General features: G+C 62.9%; 17 protein-coding genes. 12 read left to right on the top strand and 5 right to left on the bottom strand.

The features are described from left to right. Positions 1–8: 8 nt before the first annotated feature. From GFM02_RS23500 to GFM02_RS23485, 4 genes are read left to right on the top strand one after another with little or no spacing between them, the layout of a single operon-like run. Positions 9–836: an ABC transporter permease gene (locus tag GFM02_RS23500; protein ID WP_163875316.1), complete on the top strand. Its 828-nt coding sequence runs from the start codon at positions 9–11 to the stop codon at positions 834–836. Further along, complete coding sequence (locus GFM02_RS23495; RefSeq protein WP_072639458.1) at positions 829–1650, top strand: ABC transporter permease; 822 nt, start codon at positions 829–831, stop codon at positions 1648–1650. Before GFM02_RS23500 ends, GFM02_RS23495 begins: the two co-directional genes overlap by 8 nt. A gap of 46 nt (positions 1651–1696) precedes the next feature. Continuing rightward, a complete protein-coding gene (locus GFM02_RS23490) occupies positions 1697–3121 on the top strand; it encodes a M24 family metallopeptidase (RefSeq protein WP_168322950.1) in 1425 nt (474 codons plus the stop codon). Between the two features lies 1 nt (position 3122). Then, complete coding sequence (locus GFM02_RS23485; RefSeq protein ID WP_027666643.1) at positions 3123–3794, top strand: flavin reductase family protein; 672 nt, start codon at positions 3123–3125, stop codon at positions 3792–3794. Positions 3795–3878: 84 nt separating this feature from the next. Here GFM02_RS23485 and GFM02_RS23480 read toward each other — a convergent pair whose 3' ends face one another. After that, positions 3879–4280, bottom strand: coding sequence for an acyl-CoA thioesterase (locus tag GFM02_RS23480; RefSeq protein WP_168322949.1), 402 nt, complete (start codon positions 4278–4280; stop codon positions 3879–3881). A gap of 285 nt (positions 4281–4565) precedes the next feature. Here GFM02_RS23480 and GFM02_RS23475 point away from each other — a divergent pair, with 285 nt between their 5' ends. From GFM02_RS23475 to dxs, 5 genes are all read left to right on the top strand, one after another. Further along, the gene (locus GFM02_RS23475) at positions 4566–5501 is read left to right on the top strand and encodes a histone deacetylase family protein (RefSeq protein ID WP_020048725.1); all 936 of its coding nucleotides are present in this window, start codon (positions 4566–4568) and stop codon (positions 5499–5501) included. Positions 5502–5503: 2 nt separating this feature from the next. Further along, the gene (locus GFM02_RS23470) at positions 5504–5755 is read left to right on the top strand and encodes an exodeoxyribonuclease VII small subunit (protein ID WP_003545921.1); all 252 of its coding nucleotides are present in this window, start codon (positions 5504–5506) and stop codon (positions 5753–5755) included. Positions 5756–5841: 86 nt separating this feature from the next. Next, positions 5842–6609 (top strand): SDR family NAD(P)-dependent oxidoreductase, encoded by a 768-nt coding sequence (locus GFM02_RS23465; RefSeq protein ID WP_168322948.1) that lies wholly within the window; start codon positions 5842–5844, stop codon positions 6607–6609. 171 nt (positions 6610–6780) lie between these two features. Continuing rightward, the gene (locus GFM02_RS23460) at positions 6781–7704 is read left to right on the top strand and encodes a pirin family protein (RefSeq protein ID WP_017993137.1); all 924 of its coding nucleotides are present in this window, start codon (positions 6781–6783) and stop codon (positions 7702–7704) included. A 165-nt stretch (positions 7705–7869) separates the two neighbouring features. After that, positions 7870–9792 carry a 1-deoxy-D-xylulose-5-phosphate synthase gene (dxs, locus tag GFM02_RS23455; RefSeq protein WP_168322947.1) on the top strand — a complete coding sequence of 641 codons (1923 nt, stop codon included), beginning with the start codon at positions 7870–7872 and terminating at the stop codon, positions 9790–9792. 422 nt (positions 9793–10214) lie between these two features. Here dxs and GFM02_RS23450 read toward each other — a convergent pair whose 3' ends face one another. Further along, positions 10215–12149 (bottom strand): methyl-accepting chemotaxis protein, encoded by a 1935-nt coding sequence (locus GFM02_RS23450; RefSeq protein WP_168322946.1) that lies wholly within the window; start codon positions 12147–12149, stop codon positions 10215–10217. A 219-nt stretch (positions 12150–12368) separates the two neighbouring features. Beyond that, complete coding sequence (locus tag GFM02_RS23445) at positions 12369–13364, bottom strand: DUF4424 domain-containing protein (protein WP_168322945.1); 996 nt, start codon at positions 13362–13364, stop codon at positions 12369–12371. A gap of 89 nt (positions 13365–13453) precedes the next feature. Between GFM02_RS23445 and GFM02_RS23440 the strand changes: the two genes are divergently transcribed. From GFM02_RS23440 to GFM02_RS23430, 3 genes are read left to right on the top strand one after another with little or no spacing between them, the layout of a single operon-like run. Beyond that, on the top strand, positions 13454–14239 hold the full coding sequence (locus tag GFM02_RS23440) for a TlyA family RNA methyltransferase (RefSeq protein ID WP_205930431.1): 786 nt from the start codon (positions 13454–13456) through the stop codon (positions 14237–14239). After that, a complete protein-coding gene (locus GFM02_RS23435) occupies positions 14236–15486 on the top strand; it encodes an RsmD family RNA methyltransferase (RefSeq protein ID WP_168322944.1) in 1251 nt (416 codons plus the stop codon). The genes GFM02_RS23440 and GFM02_RS23435 overlap by 4 nt, the downstream gene beginning before the upstream one ends. A 2-nt stretch (positions 15487–15488) precedes the next feature. Next, positions 15489–16499, top strand: a complete 1011-nt coding sequence (locus GFM02_RS23430) for an MBL fold metallo-hydrolase (RefSeq protein WP_168322943.1) — start codon at positions 15489–15491, stop codon at positions 16497–16499. A 62-nt stretch (positions 16500–16561) separates the two neighbouring features. Here the strand turns inward: GFM02_RS23430 and GFM02_RS23425 are convergent, their stop codons facing one another. Further along, positions 16562–17317 carry a crotonase/enoyl-CoA hydratase family protein gene (locus tag GFM02_RS23425; protein WP_020048716.1) on the bottom strand — a complete coding sequence of 252 codons (756 nt, stop codon included), beginning with the start codon at positions 17315–17317 and terminating at the stop codon, positions 16562–16564. Between the two features lie 9 nt (positions 17318–17326). Beyond that, on the bottom strand, positions 17327–19105 hold the full coding sequence (locus tag GFM02_RS23420) for an acyl-CoA dehydrogenase (RefSeq protein ID WP_168322942.1): 1779 nt from the start codon (positions 19103–19105) through the stop codon (positions 17327–17329). Positions 19106–19334 lie beyond the last annotated feature (229 nt).

Genomic DNA, 19334 nt, shown 5'->3' with positions numbered 1-19334 from the left:
GTGATGTGATGAAGGCGAGCGGCTTCCCATACGTGCTACCGATGCTGTTGCTTTCCGTGGCGTTCTTCGCAACGCCGCTCGCCGTCCTCGTCGGTTTCAGCTTCGCCGGTCCCGGCGGAGCGACCCTCGACCATTATGCCCGCTTCTTCGGCGACGCGTTCAATTTCCGCGTCCTCGTCAATACCGCAAGGCTCGGCCTTGAAACCGTCATCGGCACGACCTTGCTCGGCGTGCCGATCGCGCTTCTCTACTGGCATGGCGGCCGAAACCTGCGGCAGGTGCTGATTTTCCTGACGCTCATTCCGATGCTGACCAGCAATGTCGTGCGCACCTTCGCCTGGATCGTCATCCTCGGGCGCCAGGGGCCGATCAGCGAAGCATTGGTCGGGCTCGGCCTGACGGGAATGCCGACCAGCCTGCTGTTTACCGAACTCGGCCTGGTCATGGCCATGTGCCAGATCGACCTGCCGCTGATCATCCTGCCGCTGATCGCCATCCTGTCGCGTACGCCGGTGCAACTGACAGAAGCGGCCCAGGTTTCCGGTGCCGGCCCCTGGCGCATCCTTGTCACCGTGCTTTTGCCGCTGATGCTGCCCGGCCTGCTGGCGGGCTGGATCCTGGTCTTTGCCAGCACCAGCAGCTCCTTCGTCACCCAGGCCGTCATCGGCGGTGCGCGCAACGTCTATGTGCCGCAGTTGATCTATCGCGAAGTCGGCACGCTGTTCGACTGGCCGCTGGCCTCGGCCATCGCCGTCGTCCTGCTGCTGTCCACCGGCTGCCTGCTGGTCGCCCTTACCATGATATCCCGTCACCGGAGGTTGGTCGGTCATGCGTGATCGTCGCGAAAATCCCATTCCCGTCATGCTCTACAAGGCATTCGTCTACGGTTTCGGCGGGCTCTGCGTCATCTATCTCGTGGCACCGATCGTGATTGCGCTGACGATGTCGTTTACCTCGGGGCAGACATTGAAATATCCGCCGCAGGGCTTTTCGCTCAGGTGGTACGCGGCGCTGCTCGATCCCGTGCGCTCGGCAACCGAACATATCGCCGCCTGGAACTCGCTGAAGATCGCCGGCCTTGCCGTCCTCGGATCGCTGATCTTTGCGGTTCCGGCAACCATCGGCATGACGCGCATGAAGCGCAGCGCGGTCGGCACGATCGAGCCGCTGCTGCTCGCCCCGCTCGTCCTTCCGAGCCTGGTCTACGGTCTTGCCGCCTTGATCGTCGCCAATTTCATCGGCTTCAAGCCGTCGCTCTGGCTGACCGTATCAGGCCATGTCGTGGTCTTCGGGCCGCTGATGTACCGCGCCGCCTCCGTCGTCGCCCAGGGCCTCAACCCCTCGCTTGCCGAGGCATCGACGACAATGGGCGCGAGCTGGTTCATGACGCTGCGGCGCGTGACCCTGCCGCTGCTGATGCCCGGCATTCTGGCCGGCGCATTTCTTGTCTTCATCCAGTCGCTCGACAATGTGTCGGTATCGCTTTTCCTCGCCGACGCCCGAACCACCGTCTTGCCGCTGCGCATGTTCGCGCTGATCGAGGAATCGCTCGATGTGCGCGTCGCGGCAATCTCCGGAATTCTGATCGCCGTGACGCTGGTCGGACTGCTGGTCGCCCGGCGCGTTCTCGCGCCGCCCCGGCAGGCCTGAACGATCAGCTATTTGACCTATGCCTGAACTTGGAAGGAACAAACTCATGAATATGTGCGCGACGAACGCAGGCGGCTATCGGATGGGATCGCTGATGGCTGATTTCCAGCCGGATTTCGACTTCTCCGCGCCCTTGCCGCTTCCTGTCGAAGAGTTCGAGGATCGCCTTCGCAGAATTCGCCGTCAGGCGGTCGAAGCCGGTCATGACGCACTGATCGTCCATGCCGGCAGCGTCGGCTGGTTCCACGCCTCGAATGCCTATTTGCGCTATATCTGCGACTGGATGCGCGAAGGCGTGCTGATCATCCCGACCGATGCCGGCAAGGCGATGGTGCTTCTTTCCTTCTTCACGCAGTCCGTTCTGCTGCCGCCGGGCGGCGAGCCTGTGCTCGTCGACGAAATCTGGCAGATCGGCCCGATCGGCCGCGAATATGCCGACCGCCCCGGCGATTCCGTCTTCAAGACCGCCGAGAAATGCGCCGAGGTTCTCGCCAGTCTCGGCCTCGCCAAGGCCCAGATCGGCAGGATCGGCGACCGCACGTCGCTGACCTTCTGGTCTGCACTCGACGAGTTGATGCCGAAGAGCAAGTTCGTCGCCGACAACGCCATTCTCGATCGCATGCAGAAGGTCCGCTCACTGCCCGAGATCGAGATGTTTCGCGCCGCCGCCCAGCTGATCAGCATCGGCACGCAGGCCGCCTATCATGTGGCGAAATCGGGCGTCACCGACCATGAAATCCTTGCCGCCTTCACCTATGCGCAGATGGCGCTCGGCGGCGAAACCGGCGACGGCTACCAGATCGGTATCAACGAATTCGGCACCCATTGCGGCAAGCCCTATGGCCACATCGTCCGGCCCGGCGACCTCATCAACCTCTATATTTCCAACGTCACCTATCGCGGCTATACCGCCCAGACCGCCCGCATGATCGCGATCGGCGATATCACCAGCCGTCAGGAGGAGGTGCTTGCCGCCTGCACCGAGGGCGTCAAGCGGGCCGAAAAGCTGATCAGGCCCGGCGCATTGATGCGGGATATCAACAACGCCGCCTTCGAACCTATGATCGAGCGCGGCATGCTTTCGTCACCGGAAGCGCGCACCATGCCCTATAACTGGTCGCCGATGGAAGACGGTGGGGCACGCCTGATCCCCAACCAGTATGTCAAGGACATCGACTGGGAGGCGCAGGGCCGCAAGCTCATGCACGTCTATCCGGCAACGCACGGACCGCACAATCCGAACCTCGGCCATTCGGTCGGCATGGCTGGTGGCCAGAACAGCTTCAACATCTCCTCGCATAACTACGACAGGATGGAAGAGGGCATGGTCTTCGTGCTGCACACGCAGTGGCTGGAGCCGCTGTCGGCCGGCTGCAACATCGGCGACATGTATGTCGTGACCAAGGACGGTTTCGAGAACCTCAGCCACCATACCCCGCTTGAAACCCACCGCGTCGCTGCCGAGGCCTGACATGACCCATCATAAACAACACACGCATTTCGATTTCGCCAAGCTGACCGAGCGCGAGCGTTACAAGATCCTCATCGGCACGGTCATTCCGCGCCCAATTGCGCTGGTCACCACCTTGAGCAAGGAAGGCCTGCCGAATGCCGGCCCGTTCAGCTTCTTCAACGTCCTGACCCACGACCCGGCAATCGTTGCCATCGGCGTCGAGAATTATGCCGACATGCGCTTCAAGGATACCGCCCGCAACATCCGCGAGACCGGCGAGTTTACGGTCCATATCTGCGATGACGCCCTTGTCGACCAGATGGAGGTCTGCGCTATCAAGTTCGGCCCCGAGGTCGATGAGCTCTCCGAAGCCGGACTGGCAACGGCGCCGGGACAGATGGTCAGAAGCCCGCGCATCCTGGCCGCGCCCGCAGCGCTCGAATGCCGCCGCCACACCACCCTGCAGGTCGGCCCTGCCCGCGAAATCATCCTCGGCGAAGTCCTCGGCGTCTATGTCAGAAGCGATGCGGTCAATCCGACCAACCTGCATATCGACCAACAACTGATGGACGCCGTCGGACGAATGGGCGGCCATACCTACACGAGGACGCGTGACCAGTTCGACATCAAGACGCAGACCAAGGAGGAGTGGAGTTCGCGAAAGAGCGTTTCAGAGCCGGTCATCGCATAGTCAGGCTTGGCATACGCTCAAGCCGGAGGTGGTTTCCGTTTCCGGCGTAAAACTCCCGGGAAAACCCTTTGCATTTGGAATCCCCTAATTCAAAAACCGATAAAGCCAGTCCCGCGTTTCCTCCGGCAACGGAGCCGGCGATTCGTCTTCGGGGGCGTGGGCCTGCCAGATGATTTCCACCTCGGCGGCGCGCTCCTCGCCCGTCTCGATCGAGATGAGGAAGCCGATGGAGCGCACGCCGATCTTGTCGACGGTGGCGGTGAAGGTTGCCGGCTCGTCGTAGTGCAGCGGGCGGTGGAGAAAGCAGGAAACCTTGCTGGGGCTATAGATGGGTTCGTCGTCGACAGCGGGCCGTGAGGACCAGAAGCTCGCAAGCACGGACTCGGCATAGGAAATATAGGATGCCAGAAACATCCGGCCGGTCATATCGACATCGCGAAACGGCACGCGTATTTCCGCCACATCAGGACGTTTCGACTGACTCATCAACAAATCTGCCCTACAGAGTTCCCATGGCAACACTACTTCATAATTGCTTATACCGGAACCGGCTTAAGGATAAAATTACGCAATAGTTCAAAGTGTTACAGTGCCCTCCACGTACCGGAAAGATGCGGGCCGTTGCAAGGGACCTGATCGACGGGAACGGCGCAAATGAGACCGTTGTGATGGGCGAACGGTCGGAAGGCGCGGCAAGGCCGCTTGTTGAAATCGTCAGGCGATGCCCCATCTGCTGTGGCACATGACATAAGCGACCGATAGAGTGTCTTCATGAGCACCCGTCTTTATGAACACCCGATCTTCCTGGAACATGTGACCCCCGCCGGCCATCCGGAGCGATCGGATAGGATCCGCGCCATCAATGTCGCGCTGGAACATCCGAATTTCGAGCGGCTGGAACGCCGGCAGGCGCCGCAGGCGAATGAGGATGCGGTGCTGCTTGCCCATCCGGAGGAACATCTGACCGCCGTCATGCGGGAGATTCCCGAGGAAGAGGGCGAGATCAACCAGATCGAAGCCGACACCTATGCCAGCAACAAGAGCCTGCAGGCGGCGCTGACCGGCATTGGCGGGGCGATGGCGGCGGTGGACGACGTCTTTACCGGCCGGGCCGACAATGTCTTCGTCGCCGCCCGCCCGCCGGGGCACCATGCCGAGAAGATGACGGCGATGGGCTTCTGCTTCTTCAACAATGCGGCGATCGCCGCCCGGCATGCGCAAAAGACGCATGGCGCCGAGCGCATCGCCATCGTCGACTGGGACGTGCATCACGGCAACGGCACGCAGGATATCTTCTGGGACGATCCTTCGGTGCTGTTCTGCTCGACGCATCAGATGCCGCTCTATCCCGGCACCGGCGCCAAGGACGAGAAGGGCAAGCACAACACCATCGTCAATGCGCCGCTATCGCCGAATGTCGGCAGCGACCACTTTCGCGAGGCGTTCAAATCGCGCGTGCTACCCGCCCTTGACGATTTCCGGCCGGATCTCATCATCATCTCCGCCGGCTTCGACGCGCATCACCGCGATCCGCTGGCGCAGATCAATCTGACCGGCGAGGATTTCGACTGGGCGACCGGGCGCGTGCTGGAACTGGCGGACCGGCACGCGAAGAACCGGGTCGTCAGCCTGCTCGAAGGCGGTTATGATCTCGAGGGACTCGCCGAATCGGCGGGCATGCATATTCTGAGAATGATGAAGGGTTGAGAATGACTGACAGCGCCAAGCCGGAGGTGTCCGGCCTTTCCTTCGAAAAGGCGGTCGCCGAACTCGAAAGCATCGTCGCCCGGCTGGAACGCGGCGATGTGGCGCTGGATGAATCGATCGAGATCTACGAGCGCGGCGAAGCGCTGAAGAAACATTGCGAAACGCTGCTTTCGGCCGCCGAAAACCGCATCGAAAAAATCAGGCTCGACCGCGCCGGCAAGCCGCAGGGCGTCGAGCCGCTCGACGGCGCCTGAGGCAGCAAACTCCCTTTTGAAGATGCTTGGCTATCGGCTTCGGACCGATCTATGATCCCCATCCAAAACGATGAGGGGACAAGGACATGACGCACAGGTTGAAGGGCAAGGTCGCCATTATCTCGGGCGGCGCGACCGGCATGGGCGGTGCCGCCTCGAAGCTTTTTGCGGCGGAAGGCGCGCGGGTTGCGATCATCGACCGCAATGGCGATGCAGCCGCAGAGACCGTGAAGCAAATCCGTGACGCCGGCGGCGAGGCCGATTGCTGGACGGCCGATGTCTCCGACGAATCCGCCGTCAATGCCGCCGTCGCGGGCGTCGAAGAACGCTATGGCGCAGTCACCGTGCTCTTCAATCACGCCGGCACGATCGTCATCAAACCTTTCCTGGAAACGACCGTCGAGGAATGGGACTGGCTGCACGCGGTCAATGTACGCTCGATGTTCCTGATGACCAAGGCCGTGCTGCCGAAGATGATCGCGAGCGGCGGCGGATCGATCGTCTGCACCTCGTCGATCTCGGCGGTCGCCGCCACGCCGATGGAAGTGCTTTACGACACGACCAAGGGGGCCGTGCATATGTTTGCCCGCGCCATCGCGGTGGAGTTCCGTGACCGCAATATCCGCTGCAACGCCGTCTGCCCCGGCTTCATCCGCACGCCGCATGGCCTTCGCGAGGTGGCCGACCTGCAGGCCCTCGGCGTCGATGTTTCGGATGCCGCCATTGCCGCCCAGCAGGGGCGGATCGGCGAGCCGGAAGACGTTGCGCGGGCCGCGCTTTATCTCGCCAGCGACGAGTCGAGCTTCGTCAATGGCGCCCATCTCTTCGTCGACAATGGCTTTACCGCGATCTGAACCAATCGCGACGTGCTTTCCAGTGCCGGAGCGTCCTTTGCGCGTCCGATTGGACGCGCGGCGCGCTTTCGAGTGTTGGAGCGTCCCTTTGCGCGTCCGATTGGACGCGCGGCGCTCCAGGCGCTATCTGTGGGCGATGACGCTCGGCACTGTAGCGATCGGAGATCCCTCATGTCCTTCTTTCCCGGTAAAGATCCCCTGCCCGGCGATGCCTTCGCCTGCGACGCGATCGAGAACCTGATCATCCCGCGCACCAGCGATATCGGCGGTTTCCAGGTGCGCCGAGCGCTGCCCAGCCGGCAGCGGCGGCTGGTCGGGCCGTTCATCTTCTTCGACCGCATGGGGCCGGCGATCCTGAAGCCGGACGAGGCGCTCGACGTCAAGCCGCATCCGCATATCGGGCTGTCGACGGTCACCTATCTGTTCGACGGTGAGATCCGCCATCGCGACAGCCTCGGCACCGAAAAGGTCATCCGTCCCGGCGATATCAACCTGATGACGGCCGGCCGCGGCATCGTCCATTCCGAGCGCACGCCCGACAATCTGCGCGGCCACCCGCTGCTGATGTCGGGGCTGCAGACCTGGCTGGCGCTGCCCGACGACAAGGAGGAGATCGATCCTGCCTTCGCCCATACGGAAAAATCCGCCATGCCGCTGATCGAAACGGCGGGCGTGCGCGGGCGTGTGGTCATCGGCTCGTTCGAAGGCATGACATCGCCGGTCGGCGTTTTCTCCGACACGCTCTATGTCGATCTCGACCTGCAGGCGGGCGCAAAATTTCCCTTTGGCGCGGGCCATGAAGAGCGTGCCGTCTATGTGCTCTCGGGCGAAGTCGTCATATCAGGCGACCGCTTCGCCGCCGACCAGTTGCTGGTCTTCCGGCCGGGCGACGCAATCACGCTGGAAGCCGGCCGTGACGGCTGTCACCTGATGCTCTTCGGGGGTGCGGCGCTCAATTCGAAACGTTATATCTGGTGGAATTTCGTCTCTTCCTCGAAGGAGCGGATCGAACAGGCCAAGGAAGAATGGCGCACCGGCCGCTTCGATATCGTGCCGGGGGATGAAGAGGAATTCGTGCCGTTGCCGGAGGGCTGAGCGACACGAAATGAGAGAAATAGACCAGGGTATACTCCGAAAACCGTTCACACTTTTCGACACCATGCTCTAAGGTGAAAAGCTTCGGTTCCTGAAATGCACTTGTTTTGCCGCAATCTAATCGAATAAAGCGGAACAAGGAAAAGCAAGAAAGAGCGCCCGCCCGTGACACAACTGCCGAAGACCCCCCTGCTCGACCAGGTCACCTATCCCGCCGACCTGCGCAAGCTTGAGGATCGCGACCTGCCGCAGCTTGCCCGCGAAGTCCGGGACGAAATGATCGATGCGGTGTCGCGCACCGGCGGCCATCTCGGCGCCGGTCTCGGCGTCGTCGAATTGACGATCGCCATTCACAGCGTCTTCGACACACCTGATGATCGACTGATCTTCGATGTCGGCCATCAATGTTATCCGCACAAGATTCTCACCGGCCGGCGCGACCGCATCCGGACGCTGCGCCAGGAAGACGGGCTGTCCGGCTTCACCCGCCGGGCGGAAAGCGAATATGATCCCTTCGGCGCGGCGCATTCCTCGACCTCGATCTCGGCCGGTCTCGGCATGGCGATTGCCGCCGACCTCGACAAATCGGACCGCCGCGTCATCGCCGTCATCGGCGACGGGGCGATGTCGGCCGGCATGGCCTATGAGGCGCTGAACAATGCCGGCGCGCTCGATGCGCGCCTCATCGTTATCCTCAACGACAACGACATGTCGATCGCGCCGCCGACGGGCGCCATGAGCGCCTATCTCGCACGCCTTGCCTCGGGGCGCACCTATATGGGCTTCCGTGACTTCGGCAAGAAGCTGACGGCCTATCTCGGCAAGAACATCGACCGGGCGATCACCCGCGCCGTCGAGCATGCGCGCGGCTATGTCACCGGCGGCACGATGTTCGAGGAGATGGGCTTTTATCATATCGGCCCGATCGACGGGCATTCCTTCGACCACCTGCTGCCGGTGTTGCGCAATGTGCGCGACAATGGGCGCGGACCGGTGCTGATCCACGTCGTTACCCAGAAGGGCAAGGGCTATCCGCCGGCGGAAGCCGCGGCCGACAAGTATCACGGCGTCAACAAGTTCGACGTCATCACCGGCGCCCAAGCAAGGGTCAAGCCGAATGCGCCGAGCTATACCAGCGTCTTTGCCGAAGCGCTGGTGCAGGAAGCCACCCTCGACGACAAGATCGTCGGCATCACCGCCGCCATGCCGAATGGTACCGGCCTCGACAAGCTCGCAGAGGCCTTTCCGTCGCGCTGTTTCGACGTCGGCATTGCCGAACAGCATGCCGTAACCTTCGCCGCCGGACTGGCAGCGGAAGGCTACAAGCCGTTTGCCGCGCTCTATTCCACCTTCCTGCAGCGCGCCTACGACCAGGTCGTGCATGACGTGGCGATCCAGGGATTGCCGGTGCGTTTCCCGATCGACCGTGCCGGCTTCGTCGGCGCCGACGGGCCGACCCATGCCGGTTCCTTCGACACCACCTTCCTCACCACCCTGCCCGGCTTCGTGGTGATGGCAGCGGCCGACGAGGCCGAACTCAAGCATATGGTGCGCACCGCCGTCGCCTATGACGGCGGGCCGATCTCGTTCCGCTATCCGCGCGGCGAAGGTGTCGGCGTCGACATGCCGGCGCGCGGCGAAATCCTGCAGATCGGCAAGGGCCGCATCGTCAAGGAAGGCAGCAAGGTGGCGCTGCTCTCCTTCGGCACCCGGCTTGCCGATTGTCTGCTGGCCGCCGAGGATCTCGATGCCGCGGGGCTTTCGACGACGGTCGCCGATGCGCGTTTCGCCAAGCCGCTCGACCGCGACCTGATCCGCCAGCTTGCCCGCCACCACGAGATGGTCATCACCGTCGAGGAAGGCTCCATCGGCGGCTTCGGCAGCCATGTGATGCAGTACCTTTCCAGCGAAGGTCTGCTTGATAACGGCCTGAAGATCCGCTCGCTCGTGATGCCCGACATCTGGATGGAGCAGGCCAAGCCCGAAGCCATGAACGCCCACGCCGGCCTCGACCGCGCCGGCATCGTCTCGACGGTGTTCAGGGCGCTGGGGCGCGGTGTTGCGGTTGGGGTTGGGGTTGCGGGATAGGTGATTTGCGAGGGTGTGCCGTGTAGCCCCTTTGAAGGTGTGCTGTGTCAGCCCCCTTATTCACCCTACGGGCACCGACAGGACTCGAGTCCTTAAGAAGATTGAGGAGCACGACCGGCAGGAGGCGCAAAGCCTCATTCTACTCTGCCCATCGCTATACTTGCTCCAGGAGCCACCCCATCCTCCGTCATCCTCGGGCTTGACCCGAGGATCTACGCTGACCTCCACACCAGCAGCGGGCATGGATCCTCGGCTCAAGGCCGAGGATGACGGAGAGTGAGGAGATTTCCCAGCCAAACTCGCCGTCGAAACAGCGGATAACGTTTCGTTTCTCGTGCTTATCATAGCGGTCCATCCAATAAAAAAGGCGGCGCATCACTGCACCGCCCTGTTCATTTAACGTCCCTGCGAAGGGCGCTCTCTCAGAACTCCGTCCAGTCTTCCTTCACGGCCGCAGCGCTCGCCTGTCTTCCACCGAAGGCCTTGGCGACGGTGCGGGTCAGGGCGTGAGCCGGCGAGGCGACCGGGCGGGAGCTCGTGCCGGCAACAGCTGCGCGCGGCGCCGGGGCCGTCTGGCCGAGCTTGAACTGACGCAGCAATTCTTCGAGGGCGTTTGCCTCCTGGGCGAGCGCATGGCTTGCTGCGGTCTGCTCCTCGACCATGGCGGCGTTCTGCTGCGTGCCCTGGTCCATGTTGTTGACGGCGGTGTTGATCTCCTGCAGGCCGATCGACTGTTCGCGCGTGGCGGTGACGATGGCGCTGACGTGGTGGTTGATCTCCTGCACCTCAGAGACGATGACCTCCAGCGCCTTGCCGGTCTCGCCGACGAGGCCGACGCCGGCAACGACTTGTTCGCCCGAGGTGGTGATCAGCGCTTTGATCTCCTTGGCGGCCTTCGCCGAGCGCTGGGCGAGCTCGCGCACTTCCTGGGCGACGACCGCAAAGCCCTTGCCGGCATCGCCGGCGCGGGCGGCTTCAACGCCTGCGTTCAGAGCCAAAAGGTTGGTCTGGAAGGCGATGTCGTCGATGACGCCGATGATGTTTGAGATTTCGCCCGAGGACTTCTCGATCTGCTGCATGGCGGAGACGGCCTTGCGGACGACTTCGCCTGACTTTTCGGCGCCGAGGCGGGCGCGCTCGACGAGATTGCCGACATCCTCGGCGCGCTTGGCGCTGTCGCGGACGGTGGTCGTCACTTCCTCGAGCGCTGCGGCGGTCTGTTCGACGGCGGCAGCCTGCTGCTCGGTGCGGTGGGCCAGATCGTCGGCGGCGGAGCGGATTTCGCCGGCGCCGGCATTGATCGCCGAGGCATTGCGGCCGACCGATTGCAGCGCCGCCTGCAGCTTTTCGACGGCATGGTTGAAGTCATTGCGCAGGCTGTCATATTGCGAGGCGAACGGCGTCTGGAGACGACCGGCCATATCGCCATTGGCAAGTTCGGCAAGGCCGCCCGCCAAAGCGTCGATGGCATAGCGGATCTCGCCTTCCTCGCGCGCCTTCTGCTCGTCGCCTGCCCGGCGCTGGCGCTCGGCGTCATCACGCATGCGGTCGGTTTCGCCGGCAAGGCGCAGCTTCTCAATCGCCGCCTGCTTGAAGACCAGGACGGACTGGGCCATGCGGCCGATTTCGTCGCCGCGCTCGACTGCCGGAACCTCGATGTCGTTCTGACCGCCGGCGAGGCGATCCATGGCGCTCGTCATGCCGACGACCGGACGGACGATGATGCGCGACATCAGCCAGGCGAGCATGGCGGCGGCGAGCGAGGCGACGATGCCGCCGGCAATGAGCGTCGTCTTCAGATGGCTGTTGGCATCGGCCCGGATTGCGGCGAGCGCATTCGACTTTTCCCGCGCGGTGGCCTTGATCTTGGCGGAGGCCTGGCGGAAGCCGTCGAGCTGGCCCTTGGTGGCGTTGACGCCGATTTTGACGACCTCTGCGATCGGCATGTCGGTTTCCTTGCGTGCCTTGGTCTGCGGCTCGGCAAGTTCATGGAAGTAGAGATCGGCGGCCTTCTGCATGCCGTCGATCATCTCGACAAGCTGCGGCTCGCCGGCGGCCGTCTGTTTGGCGGCGGCAATCGCCTTCAGCATGCGCTCGCGGTTGGCGAAGACATCGCCATAGGTGCTGTCGCTGCGGAATAGGATGAAGCCGCGCAGGTTGACGGCCTGTTCGAGCATCGCCTGCAGCGCATCGTCGATCTGGTTGACGAGCAGCTCGGATTTTTCCTGCTCGGCAGACGCTGCCGCGGACGCCGTCGCCTTGGAATAGACGAAAGCGGAAACGGCGACGAAAATGAGAATGAGGGCTGCGAACGTGGCCGCAAGCTTACCGTTCAAGGATATGTTTTTGGCGGACATCGGTGATTTCTCCTGACGACAGTCGACGCGGCGAGAGGCAGGTTGCGCAAGACGCAACCGCCGGGATGTTTGAATCTGAGAACATGATCGGCGTGGAAACGCGTGCGCCGTCATGGCGCCGAGCGGCTCGAATGAACCGCTGCAATCACGCCGACCCTACCCGGGCAGGCTTTAAATTTGTTTAAATTTGTGCAGCGCAGCAGCGGCCAAACCTGCGGATTATTGTGCCGTTTCCGGAGGATTGAGGATCAGGATGTCTAAATCCTTTGAGGGATCGAAATCCTCTGATGTCATACGAAAGGTCGTCGGGCCGATCTTCTCGACATTGCTGCCGCAAAAGCTGATGAGGCTGCCGGGTTTGCCCTTGTCGATCGTCAGCTGGAAGCGCTTGATCGGCCCCGCCCAGTTGGCGCCGGTCGACAGCACATAGGAGATCCAGCTTTCGGTATAGTTGGCGCCGCCGGTCTCGGCTTCCCGGGCACGCTGCTGGGCAACCCTGACGAAGTCGCCGTCGAGGCAGTATTTGCGGGAATACTCCTCGAAGCGCTCCCCCTTCGGCTCGCCACCTTCGAGAAAGCTGATGGCGACGGTGCCGCCGACGGCCGGCTTGTAACGGTGCGCTACGCTGACCTTCTTCTTTGCCGGAAAGGTCGTGCGCCACCAATAGGTCGAGCGCAGCGTCCAGAGCGGCACGAGATCAATCTCGGCGTCGCCGGCGCCCATGGGATAAACGAGGCCGCGGGCGATCCAGTCCTTGCGGACGGTTTCGGGAAGCTTGGCCAGCGCCTCGGTGGTCTTCTGGCTATAGGGCAGAACGGGAATGCCCTGTTCGGCGAACTCGTCAGTGACGTCGATGCCGAGAGAGACGACGCGCTGCTGCAGCTTGGCGGTGATCGGCCTGCCATCCTGCTGGGTGGAAAAATGCAGGAAATTGTCGCTGTCATAATCGGAAATGGCGGAATTGTTGTCCACCTGACCTGATATGTCGGGCATCGGGAAGGCGACCAGGCTCTCGACGTCCTTGTCGGAGCTGTTTTCGAAGACGTAGTCGACACGCACTTCCGAAGCGGAGATGAAGAGATCCTCTTGCGCCATGCTGACATCGTCCGATTGGGCAAAGATCAGTCCGCCGGTCTTGATCTCGGCCAGAGTATCGTTCGCCAGCGCGGGCGATGCGATCCCCGCGGCGACTAGAAAAGTGAAGAGCTTCAGCATAGAGCACCCCCATGCGGCTCGCCCCGCGATCGCCGCGGCAGGATTATCGCCGAAAGCTTTCGAGGGTCAATGACGGTCTGGGGAACAAAATGCTTGCAACCGGCGGCTTTGCCGGTCATGCACAGCCGATGTCAGATCAAAACACTCAACGTCTCGACCAGCTTCTCGTCTCCCTCGGCCTCTTTGCCAGCCGTTCACGCGCCCGCGACGCCGTGCAGCGCGGTACCGTCAGGATCGGTGGCCAGGTGGTCACGAAGGCCGGCGCGCTGTTTAGCGCAGACGCGGCAATCGAGATCGACGATCCGGCGCAGGACTATGTCTCGCGCGCCGCACTGAAGCTTGCCGCCGCACTTGACCATTTCCGGCTCGATCCCGCCGGCCATCACTGTCTTGATGTCGGTGCTTCCACCGGCGGCTTCACCGAGGTGCTGCTGCAGCGCGGCGCCGCGCATGTCACCGCGATCGATGTCGGCCATGGCCAGATGCATCCGCGCATATCAGGCGATCCGCGGGTGACGAACAGGGAGGGCCTCAACGCCCGCAACCTGACGGCAGACGATATCGGCCATCCCGCCACCTTTATCGTTTCCGACGTCTCCTTCATCACGCTGAGACTGGCGCTCGCGCCGGCTCTTGAGATCGCCGAACCCGGCGCTGTCGCCGTGCTGCTGGTCAAGCCGCAGTTCGAGGCCGGGCGCGAGGCGATCGGCAAGGGCGGGATGCTGAAGGACCCCTCGTCCGCTCCCACCGTTGCTGCGGAACTGGAGCGCTGGTTCATCGAGGATATGGGCTGGAAGAGCCTCGGCCTCATCCCCTCCCCGATTTCCGGCGGCGATGGCAATCAGGAATTTCTTCTGGCAGGATTGAAACCGTGAGCACCGAAACCGTCAAGATCGAGAAGCTCGGCGCCCAGGGCGACGGCATCGCCAGCAGCGCCGGCGGACCTGTTTATGTACCCTTTTCCCTGCCCGGAGAAACGGTGGCGATTGCCCGCGTCAAGAGCCAGGGCACGATCATGTCGATCACGACGCCCTCGCCCGACCGGCAGGAGCCGCCCTGTCGGCATTTCGGGCTGGATGGCGTCAACGGCACCTGCGGCGGCTGCACGCTGCAGCATATGGCGGATGCGCCCTACCGCGCCTTCAAGCGCCAGCTGGTCATCGACGCACTGAAATCCAAGGGGCTGACGCCTGACGTCGGCGAGATCGTTCCGGCCCGGCCGGGTGAACGGCGGCGTCTCGTCTTTGCGGCGCGCAAGACCGAAAAGGACATGCTTGTTGGTTTCAACCAGGCCGAAAGCCACCATATCGTCGCCATCGAAGAATGTCCGATCTCGTCGGCAGGGATCATCGCCCGGCTGCCGGCGATCAGGGCGATTGCTGCATCGCTCGCGATCAGCGCCGAACCCTTCCGCGTCGCCGTGCTCGAAACGCTTTCCGGCCTCGACATATCAGTCGACGAGGTGAAGAAACTCTCCGATCCGCAGCGGCGCAAGGCGATCGAGACCGCGCTCAGCCTGCGCGGCATCGCCCGTGTTTCGCTGAACGGCGAAATCCTCGTCGAGCCGTCGAAGCCGATGGTCGAATTCGGCGGCGTCCAGGTTTCACCGCCGCCGGGCGGCTTCACCCAGGCAACCAAGCCCGCGGAAGAGGCGATGGCGGAGCTGGTCATTGCCCATGCCGGCAAGGCGAAGCGGATCGCCGATCTCTTTGCCGGCTCCGGCACGTTTTCGCTGCGGCTGGCGCGGATCGGCCGCGTGCACGCCGTCGAAGCCGAGGCAAAGGCGCTCGCCGCACTCGATCATGCGGCCCGCAACACCCAAGGGCTGAAACCGGTCACCGTCGAAAAGCGCGATCTCTTCCGCCGTCCTTTGATGACGCAGGAATTCAAGCCCTTTGACGCCGTCGTCTTCGATCCGCCGCGCGCCGGTGCCGAGTTCCAGTGCCAGGAGCTTGCCCGCTCAGGCGTAAAGAGGATCGTGGCCGTCAGCTGCAATCCGCTGACGCTGGCGCGGGATCTCGCGATCCTCGTCGAGGGCGGCTACCGCATTACCGGCGTGACGCCGATCGACCAGTTCCTCTGGACCTCGCATGTCGAGGTGGTGGCAACGCTGGAGAAATAGGCGTGCCTGTCGGAAAGACCAAAAAACGCAACCCCTACTATAATGGTCCAGTGTCCGATCATTTCGACGGCACGCATTTCTTCAATCCCGAAGGTATTGAGCCCCTTGGTTTCCGCGATCTGCTGCGCTGGCAATTGGGCGGTGGCCGCGAGCGCTGGCCGAGGTCGGTCCCAAGTCCGTACGTTGCGGCCAAGCCAGATCCACGCGTCGACGGCGAGGATCTCAGGGTGACCATGGTTGGTCATGCAACAATGCTCGTGCAGGTCGCTGGGCTCAATATCCTCACCGACCCGGTGTGGTCGGAGCGCGCGAGTCCCTTGGCTTTTGCCGGACCCAAGCGCGTCGTCCAACCGGGCATCGCATTCGATGATTTGCCGCCAATCGATCTCGTGCTGGTGTCGCACAATCATTATGATCATCTCGATATCGCAACGCTCAGGAGGTTGAGTGCGAAGCATCGGCCACGTGTCGTGACGCCACTCGGCAATGACACGATCATACGCCGTGCCGCGCCCGATATAGAGACGACATCGATGGACTGGGGCGAGCGCATTTCGCACGCCGGAATAAGCATTGATGCGGAGCCTGCCCACCATTGGTCCGCCCGCGGAACCGCCGATCGCCGGATGGCACTCTGGGCGTCGTTCGTTTTGTCGACTCCTGCCGGAAAAATTTATCACGTCGGAGATACGGGCTTTCACCAAGGCATCAATTACAAAGCGGCACAGCAGAAGCATGGCGGCTTTCGCCTGGCCATTTTACCCTTCGGCGCCTACGAGCCGCGATGGTTCATGAAAGGGCAGCACCAGAATCCGCAGGAGGCAGTGATCGGGATGAAGTTGGCAAATGCGGCCTATGTGGCCGGGCATCACTTCGCCACGTTCCAACTGACAAATGAAGCGGTCGACGCGCCGGCAAGAGCCTTGCAAGACGCAATGCGCGAGCATGATATTCCCCCGGACCGGTTCCGGCCGCTCAGGGCCGGCGAAGTATTCGATGTGCCGGCGGCCTAATCGCTATCCGTTTGCTCCGGGTGTTGGTCGGCCTGCTGACCGAGATCGCCGCGAAGCGACGCTCAGCGGCGCATGAAGGCTTCGAAGGCCGCCCGGGCCTCGGCACTTTTCAGCCGCGCGGAGAAATAGCGGGCCTCCTCGTCGATGCGGGCGATGATCTCGCCGCGATCGCCGCGAATGAGATCGCGGGCGATGCGCAGCGCCTCCGGCGGCTTGGCGGCGAGCTTTGCGGCGAGGCCAAGCGTCATGGCATCGACCTCGCCTGACTCAACGACCTTCCAGACCAGGCCGGCTTCCTTCGCCTCCTCGGCCGAAAAGGCTTCGCCGGCGGCAAGCATGGCGAAGGCGCGCTGATGTCCCATCAGCCGCGGCGCGACGAGGCTGGAACCGGCCTCCGGCACCAGCGCCAGATCGACGAAAGGTGTGCGAAACTGGCTGCGGCTGGACGCGACGGTCAGGTCGCAATGCAGATGGATCGTCGTGCCGATGCCGATCGCCAGGCCGTCGACGCCGGAGACGACGGGTTTTTCGGCGTTCACCAGCGCATAGAGGAAATCAAGGATCTCCTGCTCCAAGCCGCGGCCGCCCATTGCGGCAGCGAGAAAATCGTTCAGGTCGTTGCCGGCCGAGAAGCAGCCTTCGGTGCCGAGCAAAGCGGTTGCGCGGATGCCGGGGTTCGTGTTGGCCGCGTTCAGCGCATCGGCCATGGTTCGGTACATGGCGCGGGTGATGGCGTTCTTCTTCTCCGGCCGGTTGAAGCGGATCAGCTGCACGCCTGGATGGGCGGAAGGCTGCTCGACGATGATGTGATCGGTCATAAGGTCTCCTCAGGCAAGCAGGATGCGGGCGGCAGCAAGGCTTGCCGCACCATTGACGACCCGGTCGCGCAGGGCTGCGGTCTCGGCAAGCAGGTTTTCGGCAGCGAAGCGGCAAAGCGCGATGCGGTTTTGGGCCGCACCATCGGCACTCTCGGCGAGACCGCCCTTGGCAAGATAACAGCCGGTGAGCACCAGCCCGAACAGGCGCTGATAGGGGGTGGCACCGGAGAGCGCCTCGGCGGTCTTGTCATCGGCAAGCGTCTTTATCAGCCAGGCGGTCGCCTGTTCCAGATCGGTGATCGCAGCGTCGAGCCTCACAGCGGTCTCGCCGAAACCATTGAGATTGGAGCGGCGGACGCCATCGGCGATCTCTCTAAGCTCGGCGATGAAGCCCTTCACCTGATCGCCGCCGGAGAGCGGCAGCTTGCGGGTGACGAGGTCGATCGCCTGGATGCCGTTGGTGCCCTCGTAGATCGGGGCGATGCGGGCATCGCGGAGATAACGCGCCGCACCCGTCTCCTCGATGAAGCCCATGCCACCATGCACCTGAATGCCGAGCGAGGCGACGTCGACGCCGGCATCGGTCGAAAAGGATTTGGCAATCGGCGTCAAAAGGGCGGCGCGCTCCTGCCAGTGGCGACTGGTGTCACCTGCCCGATGGGACATGTCGATCGCATGGGCGCAGGCATAGGAGATGGCGCGCGCCCCTTGCGTCAGCGCCTTCATGGTGAGGAGCATGCGGGCGACATCGGGATGTTCGACGATCGGGCTCATGCCGGCGACGCTTGAACCCGGCGCCCTGCCCTGCGTACGCTCCCGGGCATAAGCGATGGCCTTCTGGGTGGCGGCCTCCGCGATCGCCACGCCCTGCATGCCGACGGCAAGGCGGGCATTGTTCATCATCGTGAACATGCAGGCGAGCCCCTTGTTCTCCTCGCCGACCAGCCAGCCCACAGCGCCCTTTTCACCGCCGAATTTTCCGTCGCCGTAGATCATCGTGCAGGTCGGCGAACCATGGATGCCGAGCTTGTGCTCCAGCGAGTGACAGAAGAGATCGTTGCGGGCGCCAAGCGAACCATCGTCGTTTACCAGGAATTTCGGCACCAGGAAGAGCGAGATGCCGCGTGTGCCGGCCGGCGCATCCGGCAGGCGGGCCAGCACCAGATGGATGATATTGTCAGCCGCGTCGTGTTCGCCCCAGGTGATGAAGATCTTCTGGCCGAAAAGGCGGTAGCTGCCGTCATCGCGACGCTCGGCGCGGGCTTTCAGCACGCCGAGATCGGAGCCGGCATGCGGCTCCGTCAGGTTCATGGTGCCGGTCCATTCGCCGGAGACCAGCTTTTCCAGATATGTGTCTTTTAGCGCAGCACTGCCATGGGCGCTGACGGCCTCGATAGCGCCCATCGTCAGCGTCGGGGCGAGCGCAAAGGCCATGGAACCGGAATTCCACATTTCAAGTGCTGCGACATTCAGCATATGCGGCAGGGCTTGGCCGCCGAAAGCCTCGGGCGCCGTCAGGCCGTTCCAGCCGCCGGCAATCCAATGGCGGTAGAGATCACGCCAGCCATCCGGCAGCCTGACCTCGCCACCCTCCAGACGGGCGCCCTGGCGGTCGCCGATTTCGGCAAGCGGCGCCACTTCCTCTGTGGCAAAACGTCCCGCCTCGGCGAGGATCGCGTCGACCAGATCCTCGCCGAGATCGCCGAGCAGTCCTTTCGAAATCGCCTCGCCCATGCCGGCGACATGCTTCAACGTGAACGCAATTTCCTCGACGGGCGCCTTGTACATGGTTTTTCCTCCGCAGACCGGCCTCGCGCGCGGCAAAGCCCCTCCGAGGCAAGGGCTAATTGATTTTTACGTAAACGTCAATTTCGATTTCCTCGGCGGCGATGCGATAATTTGCCTGATATGCCGCTTTGCGCTTGCACCGTCGGCCAAATGGACGTCATGAACAAACTCTAAAGCGCGTCGCGATCTTTCAGATTCGCTCGTCGCGCTTTAGATCTTTGTTTTTACG

The organism is Rhizobium leguminosarum bv. viciae (assembly GCF_012276115.1).
Lineage (GTDB): Bacteria > Pseudomonadota > Alphaproteobacteria > Rhizobiales > Rhizobiaceae > Rhizobium > Rhizobium leguminosarum_T.
The sequence above is the reverse complement of the archived record's forward strand: the minus strand, read 5'-3'. Positions and strand labels throughout refer to the sequence as shown.

Excerpts from the sequence above, each read along its gene's own strand:
- GFM02_RS23480 (WP_168322949.1), bottom strand. The coding sequence starts at position 4,280 with ATGAGTCAGTCGAAACGTCCTGATGTGGCGGAAATACGCGTGCCGTTT.
- GFM02_RS23420 (WP_168322942.1), bottom strand. The coding sequence starts at position 19,105 with ATGTACAAGGCGCCCGTCGAGGAAATTGCGTTCACGTTGAAGCATGTC.
- GFM02_RS23425 (WP_020048716.1), bottom strand. The coding sequence starts at position 17,317 with ATGACCGATCACATCATCGTCGAGCAGCCTTCCGCCCATCCAGGCGTG.
- GFM02_RS23450 (WP_168322946.1), bottom strand. The coding sequence starts at position 12,149 with ATGTCCGCCAAAAACATATCCTTGAACGGTAAGCTTGCGGCCACGTTC.
- GFM02_RS23495 (WP_072639458.1), top strand. The coding sequence starts at position 829 with ATGCGTGATCGTCGCGAAAATCCCATTCCCGTCATGCTCTACAAGGCA.
- GFM02_RS23475 (WP_020048725.1), top strand. The coding sequence starts at position 4,566 with ATGAGCACCCGTCTTTATGAACACCCGATCTTCCTGGAACATGTGACC.
- GFM02_RS23485 (WP_027666643.1), top strand. The coding sequence starts at position 3,123 with ATGACCCATCATAAACAACACACGCATTTCGATTTCGCCAAGCTGACC.
- GFM02_RS23490 (WP_168322950.1), top strand. The coding sequence starts at position 1,697 with ATGAATATGTGCGCGACGAACGCAGGCGGCTATCGGATGGGATCGCTG.
- GFM02_RS23465 (WP_168322948.1), top strand. The coding sequence starts at position 5,842 with ATGACGCACAGGTTGAAGGGCAAGGTCGCCATTATCTCGGGCGGCGCG.
- GFM02_RS23460 (WP_017993137.1), top strand. The coding sequence starts at position 6,781 with ATGTCCTTCTTTCCCGGTAAAGATCCCCTGCCCGGCGATGCCTTCGCC.
- GFM02_RS23440 (WP_205930431.1), top strand. The coding sequence starts at position 13,454 with ATGCTTGCAACCGGCGGCTTTGCCGGTCATGCACAGCCGATGTCAGAT.
- GFM02_RS23470 (WP_003545921.1), top strand. The coding sequence starts at position 5,504 with ATGACTGACAGCGCCAAGCCGGAGGTGTCCGGCCTTTCCTTCGAAAAG.
- GFM02_RS23445 (WP_168322945.1), bottom strand. The coding sequence starts at position 13,364 with ATGCTGAAGCTCTTCACTTTTCTAGTCGCCGCGGGGATCGCATCGCCC.
- GFM02_RS23500 (WP_163875316.1), top strand. The coding sequence starts at position 9 with ATGAAGGCGAGCGGCTTCCCATACGTGCTACCGATGCTGTTGCTTTCC.